This is a genomic window from Streptomyces hamibioticus (assembly GCF_047946815.1).
In the GTDB taxonomy this organism is placed as follows: domain Bacteria; phylum Actinomycetota; class Actinomycetes; order Streptomycetales; family Streptomycetaceae; genus Streptomyces.
This window is the reverse complement of the sequence record NZ_JBKKQY010000001.1, coordinates 7,009,644-7,022,844: the sequence shown is the minus strand read 5'-3', so window position 1 is coordinate 7,022,844 and position 13,201 is coordinate 7,009,644. Positions and strand designations below refer to the sequence as shown.

The window sequence follows — 13,201 nt, the reverse complement described above, 5'->3', positions numbered from 1 at the left end:
CGACAATCACTCCGACCGCACGGCCGGGGCCGCCGCGCCGCGGGATGCGGTGGGGCGGCCCCGGTCGCACGACGTCCGTCAGCACGATGTCGTGGCCATCAGTTTCTCGAACGACGCCATGCAGTCCGGGCAGTGCCGTGCCCGCTCGCCGTCGGTCGCCGCGATCCGTTCGCGCAGTTTCTGTCCGCACAGGGTGGCCGCGGCCTGTTTGGCCATCACATGCCACACCAGTGCTCCGCCCGGCTCTTCCGGGCCCACGCACATCTCGTACATTTCGGCCTCCCAGCGTGGACGCCGCTGTCACTCTCCAGGAGACACCGGATCGCCCTGTGACCTGAACCGGTCGAGGGCCATTCGGGTGACGACGGCCCGGCTCACCAGGGCGTCCGGCGACCCACCCGGTCGGATAGAAACGCTCAGCCATTCGGCCTCAGTTCGCCCGTCATCTGACGTGGCGTCCGCCGGTGCGCCCGGGCGTGGGCTGCGCTGGTACGCACAGCGCGGCCGCGGCGACCGCCCCGCGGAACCCGCCCGCGCGTCCCGCACCGACCGAGGATGCCCATGGCGACACAGACCGAACCGATCGCTCCGGCCCGGGCGGCACGGCGCCGCGCCCGGGGCCGGGTGGTCGTCTCCTGGCTGACCACGACCGACCACAAGCGGATCGGTCACCTCTACCTCGTCACGTCGTTCGCCTTCTTCCTGATCGCCGGGGCGCTGGCGATGGCGATCCGCGCGGAGCTGGCCCGGCCGGGACTGCAGTTCCTCTCCGCCGAGCAGTACAACCAGTCCTTCACCATGCACGGCACGATCATGCTGCTGCTGTTCGCCACCCCGACCTTCGCCGGGTTCGCCAACGCGGTGATGCCGCTGCAGATCGGCTCGCCGGACGTGGCGTTCCCGCGGCTGAACATGCTGTCGTACTGGCTGTTCCTGTTCGGCGGGCTGATCGTGCTGGGCAGCTTCCTCACCCCGCAGGGCGCCGCCGACTTCGGCTGGACGGCCTATACCCCGCTGAGCGGCCCGCTGCGCTCCCCGTACGTCGGCGGCGACCTGTGGATCATGGGGCTGGCACTGTCCGGGTTCGGCACCATCCTCGGCGCGGTCAACTTCATCACCACCATCATCTGCATGCGCGCCCCCGGCCTGACGATCTTCCGGATGCCGATCTTCACCTGGAACATCCTGCTCACCTCGGTCCTGGTGCTGCTGGCCTTCCCGGTGCTGGCCGCGGCGCTGCTGGCCCTGGAGGCCGACCGGCGCTTCGGCGCTCAGGTGTTCGACCCGGCCAACGGCGGGGCGATCCTCTGGCAGCACCTGTTCTGGTTCTTCGGCCATCCCGAGGTGTACATCCTCGCGCTGCCGTTCTTCGGTGTGATCACCGAGATCATCCCGGTCTTCGCCCGCAAACCGATCTTCGGCTACATGGGCCTGGTCGGGGCCACCATCGCCATCGCCGGGCTGTCGGCCACCGTCTGGGCGCACCACATGTTCGCCACCGGTGCCGTACTGCTGCCGTTCTTCTCCTTCCTGACGTATCTCATCGCCGTGCCCACCGGCGTGAAGTTCTTCAACTGGATCGGCACCATGTGGAAGGGCTCGCTGTCCTTCGAGCCGCCGATGCTGTGGGCGGCCGGTTTCCTGGTGACGTTCCTGTTCGGCGGCCTGACCGGGGTCGTGCTGGGCTCGCCGCCGATGGACTGGCACGTCACCGACTCGTACTTCGTGGTGGCGCACTTCCACTACGTGCTGTTCGGCACGATCGTGTTCGCGATGTTCGGCGGATTCAGCTTCTGGTGGCCGAAGATGACGGGCCGGATGCTCGACCACCGCCTGGAAAAAATCCACTTCTGGACGCTGTTCGTCGGCTTCCACACCACGTTCCTGGTCCAGCACTGGCTGGGCGCCGAGGGCATGCCCCGCCGCTACGCCGACTACCTGGCCGCCGACGGCTTCACGGCGCTGAACACACTCAGCTCGGTCGGCGCCTTCCTGCTGGGCCTGTCCACCCTGCCGTTCCTGTACAACGTGTGGAAGACCGCCAGACACGGCACGAAGGTCGAGGTGGACGACCCCTGGGGGTACGGGCGTTCGCTGGAGTGGGCCACCTCCTGTCCCCCACCCCGCCACAACTTCTGCCAACTGCCGCGAATCCGCTCCGAATCCCCCGCCTTCGACCTCCACCACCCCGGCATCTCCCGCCTCGACCAGGCCGAGTACTCAGGACGGCGGGACGCGGTGGAGCCGGAGGGTCCGGACGCCAGGTGACCGATGCGCCGCTGCGCCACCGTGCTGGCCGCGGCCGCGCTCACCGCCGGCGCGCCCGCCACCACGGCACAGGCCGCTCCGGCCGCGCCCGCCGGCGGCGACCCGGCACTCACCGACGTCTGCATCCGGGCCACCGACGTCAACCTGCGCCAGCACCCGACCACCAAGTCCAACGTGCTCGCGGTCCGGTCGCAGTACTGGCTGGACGCCGTGTGCCAGAAGCGCGGCGCGTACGTCAACGACCCGGCCGTCGGCGGCAACCGCTGGTGGACGGCGGTCCAGGAGTTCTCCGGGAGCGGCATCGCCTGGGTCGACAACCTCTACCTCCGGGGCGGCGAGAAGATCGCCGGGGTCCCGGACTGCTGAGGGCGACACGTCGGCGCGCGCCGCACGGCGCGCCGGGGCGGGCCGGATCGACCGGCCCGCCCCCGCACGCATGCGGTCAGTGGAGCTTCTCGACGGCCCGGACGGTGGTCGCCTTGAAGTCGGCGACCTGGGCGTGCCGGAAGGTGCCCATCTGACCCCAGTTCACGACGGTCACGGTCCGGCCGTCCCGGCCCACCGAGATCAGGCCGATGTCGGAGGCTCCCCAGGTCGCCTCGGTGTGGATGCCGTAGACGTGGGCGCCCTCCTGGACGTCGAGCCGGCCGTAGTACTTCTGCTTCGCGGTGATCTCGGGGTACTGCTCCATCAGCGTCCGCGCGCAGTCGGCGAGATCCCGCCGCAGCTGGGCCGCGAACTCCTTGGCCCGCTGGGTGGTGCGCTCCACCACGGTGACCTGCAGGGCACCGGTGTCGTACTCGGTCCAGTACCGGCGGTGGGTGGAGGTGGACGGCAGGGCCTCGCCCACGCAGAGGGGCAGCGGGTCCGGCTGCCCGGCGGTGACCGGTCCGGCGTACCAGCCGGAGGTCGGGTGCGGCGGCAGTTCGGCCGGCGCCAGGAAGCGGGGCGTGGCGGCGGACGGAGCGGCGGCGGCCGGGACGGCGGTCACGGCGAGCGCCGCCGCGGCTGCCGACGCGGTCAGGGCGATGCGGGCGGTTCGGACACGGACGGACATGTTTCCCCCATGTGGGTCGGTCACGGTGCCGGTCGGGCCGGACCGGGCGGGAGCGCGCACCGCGTTCCCGTTCGCTCCCGGTCCCGGCACCCTGTACGACCCGGCAGCACCCGTGAACGTTGCCCTCCTCCACCGCAACGGATCCGTCCCGATTGTCACCGCCGGGCAACAGTCCGCCCGGCCCGTCAGTCCGCCGCGCGCCCGGTGTGCCCCTGTACCTGCTCCTCCAGCCGCCGCAGGCTGGTGTCGAGGGCCTCGGTCACCTCCCGCCGTCCCGGGTCGTGGCTGTCGTCGAAGAACGACAGGTGCACCGTCACCTCACTGGCGCCGCTGCCGATACCGGCGACCTGGAGCCAGCCCGCGTAGCTGCCCTGCTCGCGGGTGCCCCATTCGAGCCGCATCTGCTCGCGCCGGGCGCGCAGCAGCGCGGAGGTGTCCTGGTCGGTGCGGTCCTCGTGGACGGTGACGGCGGGCGGTTCCCCGGCGTGCACGTGCAGGTCCCGGGGCAGCCAGGTGTCGAGTCCGTCGATGTCGGCGGCCCGGTCGAAGACGTCCTCGGGCCGGGCGGTCATGGTGCGGGAGCGTTCGTACTCGGTCATGGCGTCCCTCCTCGGCTCGGTGTCGGGCGCACCGACCGCGTGCCCCGGACGGCGGGCACGAAGCGTGCCCGGGGTGATCCGCTCGGCGCGCGAGGCAGGCCGGCCGGTGCCAGACTGCTGGGCAGTGCGTCCCGTTCCGGCGGATCTCCGACGAGGGGAGACGAAGTGTCGACGGCAGAGCCGAGCGAGGGACTGCTCCTGGAGTTCCTCGCCGATCCGGAGCATCTGACGCTGGACCTGTCCACCGCCGTGGCGCGCTGCGCCCGGGCGCTGGGTCTGCAGCACGCCGTGGTGTACCTCGTCGACATCCAGCAGCGCCATCTCGTCCCGCAGACCGACGTGGCCTCCGCCATGCCCGTGGACGGCTCGCTGGCCGGCTGGGCGTACCGCACGCAGTCGCTGCGCGTGGAGGAGTCGGAGACGGGCGGGATCACGGCCTGGTACCCCCTGCTGGACGGGGCGGAGCGGCTGGGTGTCCTGGCCGTCAACCAGGCCTCCCTGACCGCGGCGTCGCTGACCCGGGGCCGGGCGCTCGCCTCCCTGCTCGCGATGATGATCACGTCGAAGCGGGCCTTCGAGGACTCCTTCGTACGGCGCACCCGCACGGAGCGGATGCAGCTTCCCTCCGAGATGCTCCGGGCCTTCCTGCCGCCGCGCACGATCGGCAACGCCCACGTGGTGTCGACGGCCGTACTGGAGCCGGCCTACGAGATGGGCGGCGACGCCTTCGACCACGCGCTCACCGAGACGACCCTGCACGTCTCGGTCTTCGACGCCATGGGCCACGACCTCGCCTCCGGTCTCACCAGCTCGGTGTCCCAGGCCGCCTGCCGCAACGCCCGGCGGACCGGTGCCGACCTGCCCGAACTGGTGGACTGCATCGACGACGCGCTGTCCCGGTGGCTCCCCGAGAAGTTCTGCACCGGGGTCGTCGCCCAGCTCGACCTGGCCACCGGCGTGCTGCGCTGGAGCAACTGCGGGCATCCCGCGCCCCTGCTCATCCGGGACGACGAGCTGCTCATCGACGCGATGGAGCGGGAGCCGGACCCGCCGATGGGGCTGCCGTCCCTGCTGGCCTCCCGGCCGCGCCAGACCCACGAGATGGCGCTGCAGCCCGGTGACCGGGTGCTGATGTACACCGACGGGATCACCGAGGCCCGTACCCGGGAGGCCAAGATGATGGGCCTCGAACGGTTCGCCGACTACGTCATCCGGGCCACGGCCGGCGGCGAGCTGGCCCCGGAGGCGCTGCGCCGGCTGATCCACTCGATCCTGGACGCGCAGACCGACCGGTTGCGGGACGACGCGACGCTGCTGATGTTCGAGTGGCGGCCCCCGTCCGGGTGAGCCGGGGCGGAGCGGGTCCCCACCGGCCGGGGGCCGCGGGTCCCACCGCCCGTCCGGTCCGCGTGCGGGTCTCACACCGGGTGCCCCTGGGACCGGAGCCAGTCGTGCACCGTGTCCTTGTCGGCCGGGGTGATCCGCAGCGGCCCCTCGACCTGCGGGCCCTCGTCCTCGTTGAAACCGGTGTCGGTGACCCGGGCGGTCACCCAGGTGGCCAGGTCCTCGGCGGCCCGGGGGCTGAGGGAGCCCTGCTCCCAGCCGACGCGGGCCTCGCGGGCCGCCGCGTCGTCGTGCCGTTCGGTCTCCGCCAGCCAGGCCGACACCAGCCGCTCGACGGTCCGGCGCTCGTCCGCGCCGCTGTGCTGCCTGTCGTTCGTGTTCATGCCCCCCGAGTGCCCGGATTCATGCCCCCCGAGTGCCCGGATCGGCGCGGATCGTGTCGACGCCTCGGCGCCGGGTACCCGAAGGACATCGAGGCGGCCTCGGGGGAACCCGTCCTCCCTGGTGGCCGGAGCAGCACGGCACGGTCCGGAAAGGGGACAGCGATGACGCAGCCCGCCGACGACAACGCTCTCGACCAGCGCGCCGGCGTGTCCGAACTCCGTCTGGCAGCAGGGCCCCCCGGGCCGGTCCCCCAGCACGGCATGGCCGGCCCGGCCGGTGACGACCTGCCGATCGACCGCAACCAGGCGATTCTCCAGGCCGCCAAGCAGGTCGGCTCGCTGCTCAAGAAGACCGGGCTGCCGTTCGCCCTGGCCGGCAGCGTCGCGGTGTACGCGCACGGCGGCACCCAGAACCTCCAGCACGACGTCGACTTCTGCATCCGTCCCGAGGACGCCGGGTCCGTCGCCGAAGCGCTGCGGGAGGCCGGGCTGACGGTCTACACGCCGCCCGAGGACTGGCTGCTGAAGGCGACCTGCCTCGGCCAGCAGGTCGATCTGATCTTCGAGATGGCGCACCAGCCGGTCTCGGCGGAGCTGCTGGGGCGGGCCGAGGAGCTGTCGGTCGACTCCGTCCTCATGCCGGTGCTGTCCCCGACCGACCTCATGCGGAGCCTGCTGGCGGCCTTCTCCGAGCACCACTGCGACTTCGGGGCGGTGCTGCCGATCGCCCGCACCCTGCGGGAGAAGATCGACTGGGCGGCGGTGCGCCGGGACTGCGGGGACGAGGCGATGCCGGCCGCTTTCTTCTTCATCCTGGAGCGGCTGGAGATCATTCCCCCGAAGGACTCGAAGGAGGAGGACCGATGAGCGACCCCGTCGCCCACCAGGGCCCCGCGGCGGGCGCCCCGCCCCCCGCGCAGAACGTCGAGTACCGGGTCGCCCACCTCAAGGACCGGCTCGCCGCCGAGGAGCTGGGCGAACTGGGGGTGCGGTCCGAGATCCGGGCCGGGGCCGTCGTGGTGACCGGCACGGTGCCCTCCGTGCAGTGCCGGGAGACCCTGCTGCGGGTCGTCCACGAGGAGCTGGCCGGGCTGACCGTGCACAGTGACATCGTGGTCGCGGAGACCACCCGGCCCGATCATGCGGAGGAGCTGTGATGGTCCGCGTCGCCGCCGTCGGAGACATCCACATGGGCCCGGAGAGCCAGGGCCTGCTGCGCCCCGCCTTCGACACGCTGCCCGAGTCCGCCGATCTGCTGCTGCTCGCCGGGGACCTCACCCGGCACGGCACGCCGGAGGAGATGCGGGTGGTGGCGCAGGAGGTGCGCGGTCTGCCGGTGCCGGTGGTCGCCGTGCTCGGCAACCACGACCACCACGACGAGCAGCCCGAGAAGGTCACCGCCATCCTCCAGGACGCCGGGGTGACGGTCCTGGAGGGCGACAGCACCGTGGTGGAGTGCGACGGGGCCCGCGTCGGCGTGGCCGGCGTCAAGGGCTTCTGCGGGGGGTTCGTCGGCCGCAGCGCCGGGGAGTTCGGCGAGCCGCTGATGAAGGAGTTCGTGCGCACCACCCGACGCAGCGCCGACGCGCTGGGCTCCGCGCTGAAGGAGCTTCAGGACCGGGGCTGCGACGTGCGGGTGGCGCTGACCCACTTCTCTCCCGTGGCCGACACGCTGGCCGGCGAGCCGCTGGAGATCTACCCGTTCCTCGGCAGCTATCTGCTGGCGGAGGCGATCGACACGGCCGGCGCCGATCTCGCGGTGCACGGACACGCGCACCTGGGCACGGAGCACGGCATGACGGCGGGTGGCGTCCGGGTGCGCAATGTGGCTCAGCCGGTGATCCGCCGGGCCTTCAACGTGTACCGGCTGCACGGCGCCGGCTGATCGCGGGCACCGACCGGTCGCGGCACCGGTCGCCGCCATGCGGCACGGCTCGCCGGCCGGGGAGCCGTGCCGCATGGCGGCGACCGGGCGGGGCACCCGGTGACCGCTGGAGACCGCAGAGCACTACACCTCTGGAGTACACCATGAGTCCGCTGCGTCTGGTCGGCCGCCCCCTCCTCGCGTCGATGTTCGTCACCGGCGGCCTGAACTCCGTCCGCAATCCCGAATCCGTGGCCCCCGTGGCCGAACCCGTGGTCCGGCCGATCGCCGAGAACGTGCCACAGCTGCCGGACCGCACCGAACAGCTCGTCCGGCTCAGCGGCGCCGTGCAGGTGGCGGGCGGGATCCTGCTCGGCCTGGGCCGCTTCCCGCGGCTGTCCGCGCTGGCCATCGCCGGGACACTGGTGCCGACCACACTGGCGGCGCACCGGTTCTGGGAGGCGGAGGATCCGTCCGAACGCAGCCGGCAGCAGATCCACTTCTTCAAGAACCTGTCCATGCTGGGCGGTCTGCTCATCGCGGCCGACGACACCGGCAGCGCCCCGTCGCTGCTGTGGCGCGGCCGGCACGCCGCTCACGACCTGCGGCGGGACGCCCACCTGGTACGCCGCTCGGTGCGGGCCACCACGCGCCCGGCGTCGGCAGCGGCCGGTCTCCGCACCAAGGCCGGCGGTCTCCGCACCAAGCTGCACCGCTAGCCGCCGAAGGAGTAGCCGGACGGGCGGCGAAGGGCCGTCCGTGGTCGGCTGGTTCCGGATGCCCCAGCAGATCCGGCGTTAGCCCGCCGGGGACAGGGGGACCCGATGCCCGTGGCGGGCCGGTCCCGAGGCCGCCGCGACTTATGTGGAGGTGAAAGCATGGGACATGGTGGAAACGTCATCGACGAGCTGACGACCGATCACCGGGAGGTCGAGGAGCTCTTCGGCAAGATCGAGGCCCTGCCGTCGGGTCACAAGGACCGCAAGCTGTACGCCGATCAGGCCACGATGGAGCTGGTCCGGCACTCGGTGGCGGAGGAGGCCTACTTGTACCCGGCCGTCCGTGAGCACGTCGCGAACGGCGACGCCCTCGCGGACAGGGAACTCGAGGACCACGCCCAGGCCGAGCAGATCATGAAGGATCTGGAGGGCTGCGCGGCGGACGACCCCGAGTTCGACCGGCTCATGGGCATGCTGATGAGTGAGATCCGTTCGCACGTGGCCGACGAGGAGGGCAACCTCTTCCCCCGGCTGCGCGAGGCGTGTCCGCCGGACGCGCTGAACGAACTGGGCGACAAGGTCCGGCAGGCGAAGAAGACGGCCCCGACGCGGCCGCACCCGTCCGCGCCGGACAAGCCGCCGATGAACAAGCTGATGGCCCCCGGTGCGGGGCTGGTCGACCGGATGCGGGACGCGCTCTCGGGCCGGGGCAAGGCCGACTGAGACGTCCCGTCCGTCCTGGCGGACGACGACATGGTGGAGGGCCCGGCGCCGAAGCGCCGGGCCCTCAGCCGTGCGTGTTCGTTCCACGGGCACTCTGCCGTGGGTTCCCCCTGCCGTGTGGGCTCCGCGGGCTCTCCGCCGGGTGGGTTCCCGGGTGTGTTCAGACGCCCGCGCCCAGCAGCCCGCGCACCGCGCGCACCACGTCGTCGGCCGGGCCTCGGGCGTCGACGCATGCCGTCGGCACCTGGTACGGAGCCGGGGCGGCCGTCGGGGCCGACAGCGAGACGACGGGGGTGCCGACCGCGGCGGCGAGGTGGGCCGGTCCGGCCGAGCCGGTGACCAGCACGTCGGCGGAGCGCAGCACCCCGGCGAGCGCCCGCGCCGTGGTCCGCCCGCCGAGGTCCACGGCGGTGTCCCCGCCGACCTTGCGGGTCAGGGCGGTCTCGTCGGCCCCGCCGGTGACGACGACCCGGTGGCCGGCGTCGCAGAGCAGGGCGACGGCCTCCGCGCCGCGGTCGGCGTCCCAGGCGCGGGCCGGGTCGCCCGCGCCTGGGTGGACGACGACGTACGGGCCGTTGCCGGTGAGCGAGGCGGTGTCGGGGGCCGGGCGGACGCGGAGCCGGCCGTCGTCCCCGGTGCGCAGGCCGAAGCCCATGGCGAGGGCGGTGCCGAGCGCCGCCTCGGCCTCGGGCCGGCCCGGCCGGCAGGGGTGCCGGACGTCGAGGAGAGGATCGTCGGAGAAGGAGCCGTCGGCCGTGCCGCCGCCGGCGGCGCCGATGCGGCCCACCCGGGCGGTGCGGAGCAGCCGCGCCAGAGGCAGCGGGTCGTGCCGCTCCGGGGTGAGGACGAGTGCCACGTCGTATGCCTCCCGGCGCAGCCGCCGGACCACCGCGTCGGTGTCGGTGCCGGTGCCGTCCGGTGCGGCCGGCGCGGTCCCCTCCCCCGGTGTCTCCCAGGTCACCACGTCGTCCACGTGCGGCAGCAGCCGGGCGGCCGGTGCGCCGCGGGCGCCGCACAGCATCGTGACGCGGCCGGCCCGGTTGGCGATCGCCCGGACGGCCGGTCCGGTCTGGAGGACGTCGCCGAATTCGCCGGCGTGGGCGACGAGTGCCTTCATGCCCACCACTCCCCGCCGTCGCGCCCGACGGTCACCGTCGGCACGGGTTCGGGCAGGTCCCGGAGGGCTGCGACGGTGCGTTCGACGGCGTCCTGCCAGGTCACCCTCGGCATCCAGCCGAAGATCTCCCGGGCGAAGCCGGTGACCGGCCGCGGAGCAGGGGCGGGGTCCTGCGGACCGTCGACGAAGGTGAGCGGTGACGCGGAACCGGTCAGCTCGATCACCCGGCGGGCGACCTCGGCGTCCGACGGCGCCTCGTCCCCGCCGATGTCCACGGGCCGGACCGACCGGCCGGCGGCCACCAGCAGCACGCCGTCGACCAGGTCGTCGACGTAGCACAGGGAGCGGGTCCGGCTGCCGTCCCCGGCGACGGTGACCGGCTCTCCGGACAGGGCCTGCTCGATGAAGCTGGCGGGCGGGCTCCCGTCGTCGGTGCGCATCCGAGGCCCGCAGGTGGGGAACAGCCGGACGATCCCGGCGTTCGCGTCGGGGTCGCCCGCCTGGGCCGCGACCAGGGCCTCGGCGAACCGGACGGCGGCGGCGTACGGACCGTACGGGCCGAGGGGGTCGGCGTCGCCTCCGTGGGCGGCGGCGTGCGACTGCGGCGGCGAGGAACCGAGCAGGAACCGGGCGCCGTCGCGGCGGGCGACGGCCAGCGCCACGCGGGTGCCGAGGCCGGCGGCGTCCAGCACCTCCGCGGGCCGGTCCGGCCGGGCGACGGCGGGGCCGGCCAGGTGCAGGACCAGGTCGTACGGGCCGGTCAGGACCTCGGGGCAGCCGGGGTCGGTGATGTCCCGTTCGAGGAAGCGGAAGCCGGGCCGGCCCGCCAGGTGGGCCACCTTCTCCGCCCGGCCGGTGGAGAGGTTGTCGACGCAGTCGACTTCGACTCCTGAATCGAGCAGCCGGGTGCACAGGTGCGAGCCCAGGAACCCCGCGCCACCGGTGACCAGGGCGCGGGACCAGGGCGCGGTGGGCTCGGTCTTCATGGTGCATGCCGCCATCGGCAACACGAGGACCACCATCCTTCCGCTGCGCGGCGCCGACAGACGCGTCCCCGGGTGCCCCAGTGAGTCGCTTTCATACCTTGACGCCTACTGTGTCCCACCCCGGCAGGGTGGGCGGCCACGTGACGGCGTCGACGGCCGAGGAGCGGGCGATGACCGGCCCATGACCGGGGCTGTGGCCGGGGCCGTGAACAGAGACGCTGTGTCCGCGGTCACGGCCGTCGGGTCCGGAGCGACGGCTCCCGTCGGCTGTGATCAACCACACTCGCGGCACCAAGTGGCGTCCGCTCAGGGAAGATTGGCCGCGGTGAGGACGGCCCGGCGCAGTGCGCCGGCACCGACCGACCGGCCCCCTCTGCCACCATGGTCCGCGCCATACACCGGCTCAGTGGAGCGGCCGTGCAGTGCAGCCGGCGACCTCGCTCCGGTCCCTTTCCCCTCCGGGTCTCTCGGCTCGCCTTCGAGTAGCGCACTGTGTCCTCCACCTCTCCTGCCTCCGTCCGCCCTGTCCCGGCGCCCGAACCCGCCGGCTCGCCGTCCACGCCCGCACCCGCCTCCCGTTCGCCGTGGCGGTCCCTGCGCTACCGCAGCATGCGCTGGTGGTCCCTCGCGAACTTCGTGTCGAACGCCGGTACGTGGATGCAGCTCACGGTGCAGAACCTGCTGGTCCTGCAGATCACCGGATCCGCCGCCGCGACGGGTCTGTCGATGTCCGTGCAGGCCGCGCCCGCGCTGCTGATCAGCGTGTTCGGCGGCGCGGCCGTCGACCGCTGGCCGCGGAAGCTGACGGCCACCGTCAGTCAGGCCCTGCTGGGCGCGGTCGCCTTCACGACGGCCGTGCTCGTGGCCCTGGACCGACTGGACCTGACCTCCCTGATGGTGCTGGCCGCCGTGACCGGCGTCATCGCCACCGTCGACGGCCCGGCGTGCTCCCTGCTGGGCAACGACCTGGTGCCCGCGGAGGACGTGCCGTCCGCCATCGGCGTGGGCGCCCTGGTGCACCAGGCGGGCCGGCTCACCGGGGCGGCGCTGGCCGGTGTGACGGTCGGCTTCCTCGGCACGGCCGCGGCGTATGCGGCCAACGGGGTGTCGTTCCTGTTCGTGGCCTCGGTCGTCCCGTTCCTGCGTCCCGCGCGGGGGGCCGTCCGGAAGGCCGCGCCCGGCCGGTCCCGCGGCGCGGGCGGCGACATGACGGTGCGGGAGGGTCTGGCCTTCTTCGCCCGTCGTCCCCGCCTGCTGGCGCTGGCCGGTGTCACCGGGGTGAGCGCGGTCTTCGGCCGCAACTACGCGCTGACGCTGGCCGTGCTCGTCACCGGGCCGCTGGCGGGCGGTGCCGGGTCCTTCGGCACGGTCTCCACGGTCCTGGCGGTCGGCGGCATCATCGGCGCCGTCCTGGGCGGCCGGCTGCGCAGGCCCTCCGTCCGGCTGGTCGGCACGCTGGCCGCCGCGGGCGGGCTGCTGCAGGTGGTGGCGGGCATGTCGCCGTCGCTGGCCGTGCTGCTGGTGCTGGTGCTGCCGATGGCCGTGGTGGAGTCCGTCTCCGACACCGCGGGAACGGCGGTCCTCCAGACCGATCCGCCCGCCCACATGCGCGGACGCGTCCTCGGTGTGTGGGGCAGCGTCGGCACGGTGTGGAGCCTCGGCGGTCCGCCCGCGGTCGGCCTGCTGATGGAGCTGGCGGGTGCCCGGGGCGCCCTCATCATGGGCGGTCTGACCATCGCCGCCGCGATCGGAGCGGGCTACCTGCTGCACACCCGCCGCTCGGCGGCGCCCCTGGTCATACGCGCGGAGGGCGGCGACCTGGCCGACCGGGCGGCCATCGGCACGGCGGCCTGAACGCGTGCCCTGCCGGGGCGGGGCGACCCGCCCCGCCGGCCCGGCGGCTCCGGCCGGGTTCGACAGCCGGGGCCGGGCGAGCGCGGTGGCCTAGCCGGGAGCAGACGGAGTTGGGCGGACGAACGTGCCCGGCGGCCCCTACGACGTCTGACGGTTGAGGGCGGAGCGTACGAGCCCGCCCGGCAGGTCCGGCGGGTCAGCCGGCCGAGGGCCGGGTCGGCCCGGCGGCTCCGACGGCGTTCCCCCCGGCCGGGGGGCGGAGGGGCCGTACGAAGGCCGGGACCGGG

The 13,201-nt window shown here is 73.5% G+C and carries 15 protein-coding genes; 9 read left to right on the top strand and 6 right to left on the bottom strand.

Annotated features, from left to right (window positions below; genetic code table 11):
- Positions 1-78: 78 nt before the first annotated feature.
- Entirely contained in the window at positions 79-273 is a 195-nt protein-coding gene (locus ACLGIH_RS32055; RefSeq protein ID WP_416528785.1) for a hypothetical protein, read from the bottom strand.
- A 288-nt stretch (positions 274-561) separates the two neighbouring features.
- On the opposite strand from ACLGIH_RS32055, the gene ctaD reads away from it, so the two are divergent.
- A complete protein-coding gene (ctaD, locus tag ACLGIH_RS32050) occupies positions 562-2,268 on the top strand; it encodes an aa3-type cytochrome oxidase subunit I (protein WP_416528784.1) in 1,707 nt (568 codons plus the stop codon).
- 3 nt (positions 2,269-2,271) lie between these two features.
- Entirely contained in the window at positions 2,272-2,634 is a 363-nt protein-coding gene (locus ACLGIH_RS32045) for a peptidase M23 (protein WP_416528783.1), read from the top strand.
- 76 nt (positions 2,635-2,710) lie between these two features.
- Here ACLGIH_RS32045 and ACLGIH_RS32040 read toward each other — a convergent pair whose 3' ends face one another.
- Positions 2,711-3,325 (bottom strand): hypothetical protein, encoded by a 615-nt coding sequence (locus ACLGIH_RS32040; RefSeq protein WP_416528782.1) that lies wholly within the window; start codon positions 3,323-3,325, stop codon positions 2,711-2,713.
- Positions 3,326-3,510: 185 nt separating this feature from the next.
- Positions 3,511-3,924 carry an SRPBCC family protein gene (locus ACLGIH_RS32035; protein WP_416528781.1) on the bottom strand — a complete coding sequence of 138 codons (414 nt, stop codon included), beginning with the start codon at positions 3,922-3,924 and terminating at the stop codon, positions 3,511-3,513.
- Positions 3,925-4,089: 165 nt separating this feature from the next.
- Here ACLGIH_RS32035 and ACLGIH_RS32030 point away from each other — a divergent pair, with 165 nt between their 5' ends.
- Positions 4,090-5,271 (top strand): PP2C family protein-serine/threonine phosphatase, encoded by a 1,182-nt coding sequence (locus ACLGIH_RS32030; protein WP_416528780.1) that lies wholly within the window; start codon positions 4,090-4,092, stop codon positions 5,269-5,271.
- Between the two features lie 71 nt (positions 5,272-5,342).
- Here the strand turns inward: ACLGIH_RS32030 and ACLGIH_RS32025 are convergent, their stop codons facing one another.
- Positions 5,343-5,651 (bottom strand): hypothetical protein, encoded by a 309-nt coding sequence (locus tag ACLGIH_RS32025; protein WP_416528779.1) that lies wholly within the window; start codon positions 5,649-5,651, stop codon positions 5,343-5,345.
- 162 nt (positions 5,652-5,813) lie between these two features.
- Here ACLGIH_RS32025 and ACLGIH_RS32020 point away from each other — a divergent pair, with 162 nt between their 5' ends.
- The 5 genes from ACLGIH_RS32020 to ACLGIH_RS32000 all read left to right on the top strand — a co-directional run bounded on the left by ACLGIH_RS32020 (position 5,814) and on the right by ACLGIH_RS32000 (position 8,957).
- Positions 5,814-6,518, top strand: a complete 705-nt coding sequence (locus tag ACLGIH_RS32020) for a nucleotidyltransferase family protein (RefSeq protein ID WP_416528778.1) — start codon at positions 5,814-5,816, stop codon at positions 6,516-6,518.
- On the top strand, positions 6,515-6,808 hold the full coding sequence (locus ACLGIH_RS32015; protein WP_416528777.1) for a hypothetical protein: 294 nt from the start codon (positions 6,515-6,517) through the stop codon (positions 6,806-6,808). The genes ACLGIH_RS32020 and ACLGIH_RS32015 overlap by 4 nt, the downstream gene beginning before the upstream one ends.
- Positions 6,808-7,536, top strand: a complete 729-nt coding sequence (locus tag ACLGIH_RS32010) for a metallophosphoesterase family protein (protein WP_416528776.1) — start codon at positions 6,808-6,810, stop codon at positions 7,534-7,536. The genes ACLGIH_RS32015 and ACLGIH_RS32010 overlap by 1 nt, the downstream gene beginning before the upstream one ends.
- A gap of 143 nt (positions 7,537-7,679) precedes the next feature.
- Complete coding sequence (locus tag ACLGIH_RS32005) at positions 7,680-8,234, top strand: DoxX family protein (protein WP_416528775.1); 555 nt, start codon at positions 7,680-7,682, stop codon at positions 8,232-8,234.
- 159 nt (positions 8,235-8,393) lie between these two features.
- Positions 8,394-8,957, top strand: coding sequence for a hemerythrin domain-containing protein (locus tag ACLGIH_RS32000; RefSeq protein ID WP_416528774.1), 564 nt, complete (start codon positions 8,394-8,396; stop codon positions 8,955-8,957).
- Positions 8,958-9,117: 160 nt separating this feature from the next.
- Here ACLGIH_RS32000 and ACLGIH_RS31995 read toward each other — a convergent pair whose 3' ends face one another.
- Positions 9,118-10,074 carry a glycosyltransferase family 9 protein gene (locus ACLGIH_RS31995; RefSeq protein WP_416528773.1) on the bottom strand — a complete coding sequence of 319 codons (957 nt, stop codon included), beginning with the start codon at positions 10,072-10,074 and terminating at the stop codon, positions 9,118-9,120.
- Positions 10,071-11,060: an NAD-dependent epimerase/dehydratase family protein gene (locus ACLGIH_RS31990; RefSeq protein WP_416528772.1), complete on the bottom strand. Its 990-nt coding sequence runs from the start codon at positions 11,058-11,060 to the stop codon at positions 10,071-10,073. The genes ACLGIH_RS31995 and ACLGIH_RS31990 overlap by 4 nt, the downstream gene beginning before the upstream one ends.
- A 492-nt stretch (positions 11,061-11,552) precedes the next feature.
- Here ACLGIH_RS31990 and ACLGIH_RS31985 point away from each other — a divergent pair, with 492 nt between their 5' ends.
- Positions 11,553-12,914 carry an MFS transporter gene (locus ACLGIH_RS31985; protein ID WP_416528771.1) on the top strand — a complete coding sequence of 454 codons (1,362 nt, stop codon included), beginning with the start codon at positions 11,553-11,555 and terminating at the stop codon, positions 12,912-12,914.
- Positions 12,915-13,201: the final 287 nt, after the last annotated feature.

Coding starts and splice junctions, on each gene's coding strand:
- ACLGIH_RS31995 (WP_416528773.1), bottom strand. CDS start 10,074: ATGAAGGCACTCGTCGCCCACGCCGGCGAATTCGGCGACGTCCTCCAG.
- ACLGIH_RS32010 (WP_416528776.1), top strand. CDS start 6,808: ATGGTCCGCGTCGCCGCCGTCGGAGACATCCACATGGGCCCGGAGAGC.
- ACLGIH_RS32005 (WP_416528775.1), top strand. CDS start 7,680: ATGAGTCCGCTGCGTCTGGTCGGCCGCCCCCTCCTCGCGTCGATGTTC.
- ACLGIH_RS32045 (WP_416528783.1), top strand. CDS start 2,272: ATGCGCCGCTGCGCCACCGTGCTGGCCGCGGCCGCGCTCACCGCCGGC.
- ACLGIH_RS32035 (WP_416528781.1), bottom strand. CDS start 3,924: ATGACCGAGTACGAACGCTCCCGCACCATGACCGCCCGGCCCGAGGAC.
- ACLGIH_RS32055 (WP_416528785.1), bottom strand. CDS start 273: ATGTACGAGATGTGCGTGGGCCCGGAAGAGCCGGGCGGAGCACTGGTG.
- ACLGIH_RS32015 (WP_416528777.1), top strand. CDS start 6,515: ATGAGCGACCCCGTCGCCCACCAGGGCCCCGCGGCGGGCGCCCCGCCC.
- ctaD (WP_416528784.1), top strand. CDS start 562: ATGGCGACACAGACCGAACCGATCGCTCCGGCCCGGGCGGCACGGCGC.
- ACLGIH_RS32020 (WP_416528778.1), top strand. CDS start 5,814: ATGACGCAGCCCGCCGACGACAACGCTCTCGACCAGCGCGCCGGCGTG.
- ACLGIH_RS32000 (WP_416528774.1), top strand. CDS start 8,394: ATGGGACATGGTGGAAACGTCATCGACGAGCTGACGACCGATCACCGG.
- ACLGIH_RS32025 (WP_416528779.1), bottom strand. CDS start 5,651: ATGAACACGAACGACAGGCAGCACAGCGGCGCGGACGAGCGCCGGACC.
- ACLGIH_RS32040 (WP_416528782.1), bottom strand. CDS start 3,325: ATGTCCGTCCGTGTCCGAACCGCCCGCATCGCCCTGACCGCGTCGGCA.
- ACLGIH_RS31990 (WP_416528772.1), bottom strand. CDS start 11,060: ATGAAGACCGAGCCCACCGCGCCCTGGTCCCGCGCCCTGGTCACCGGT.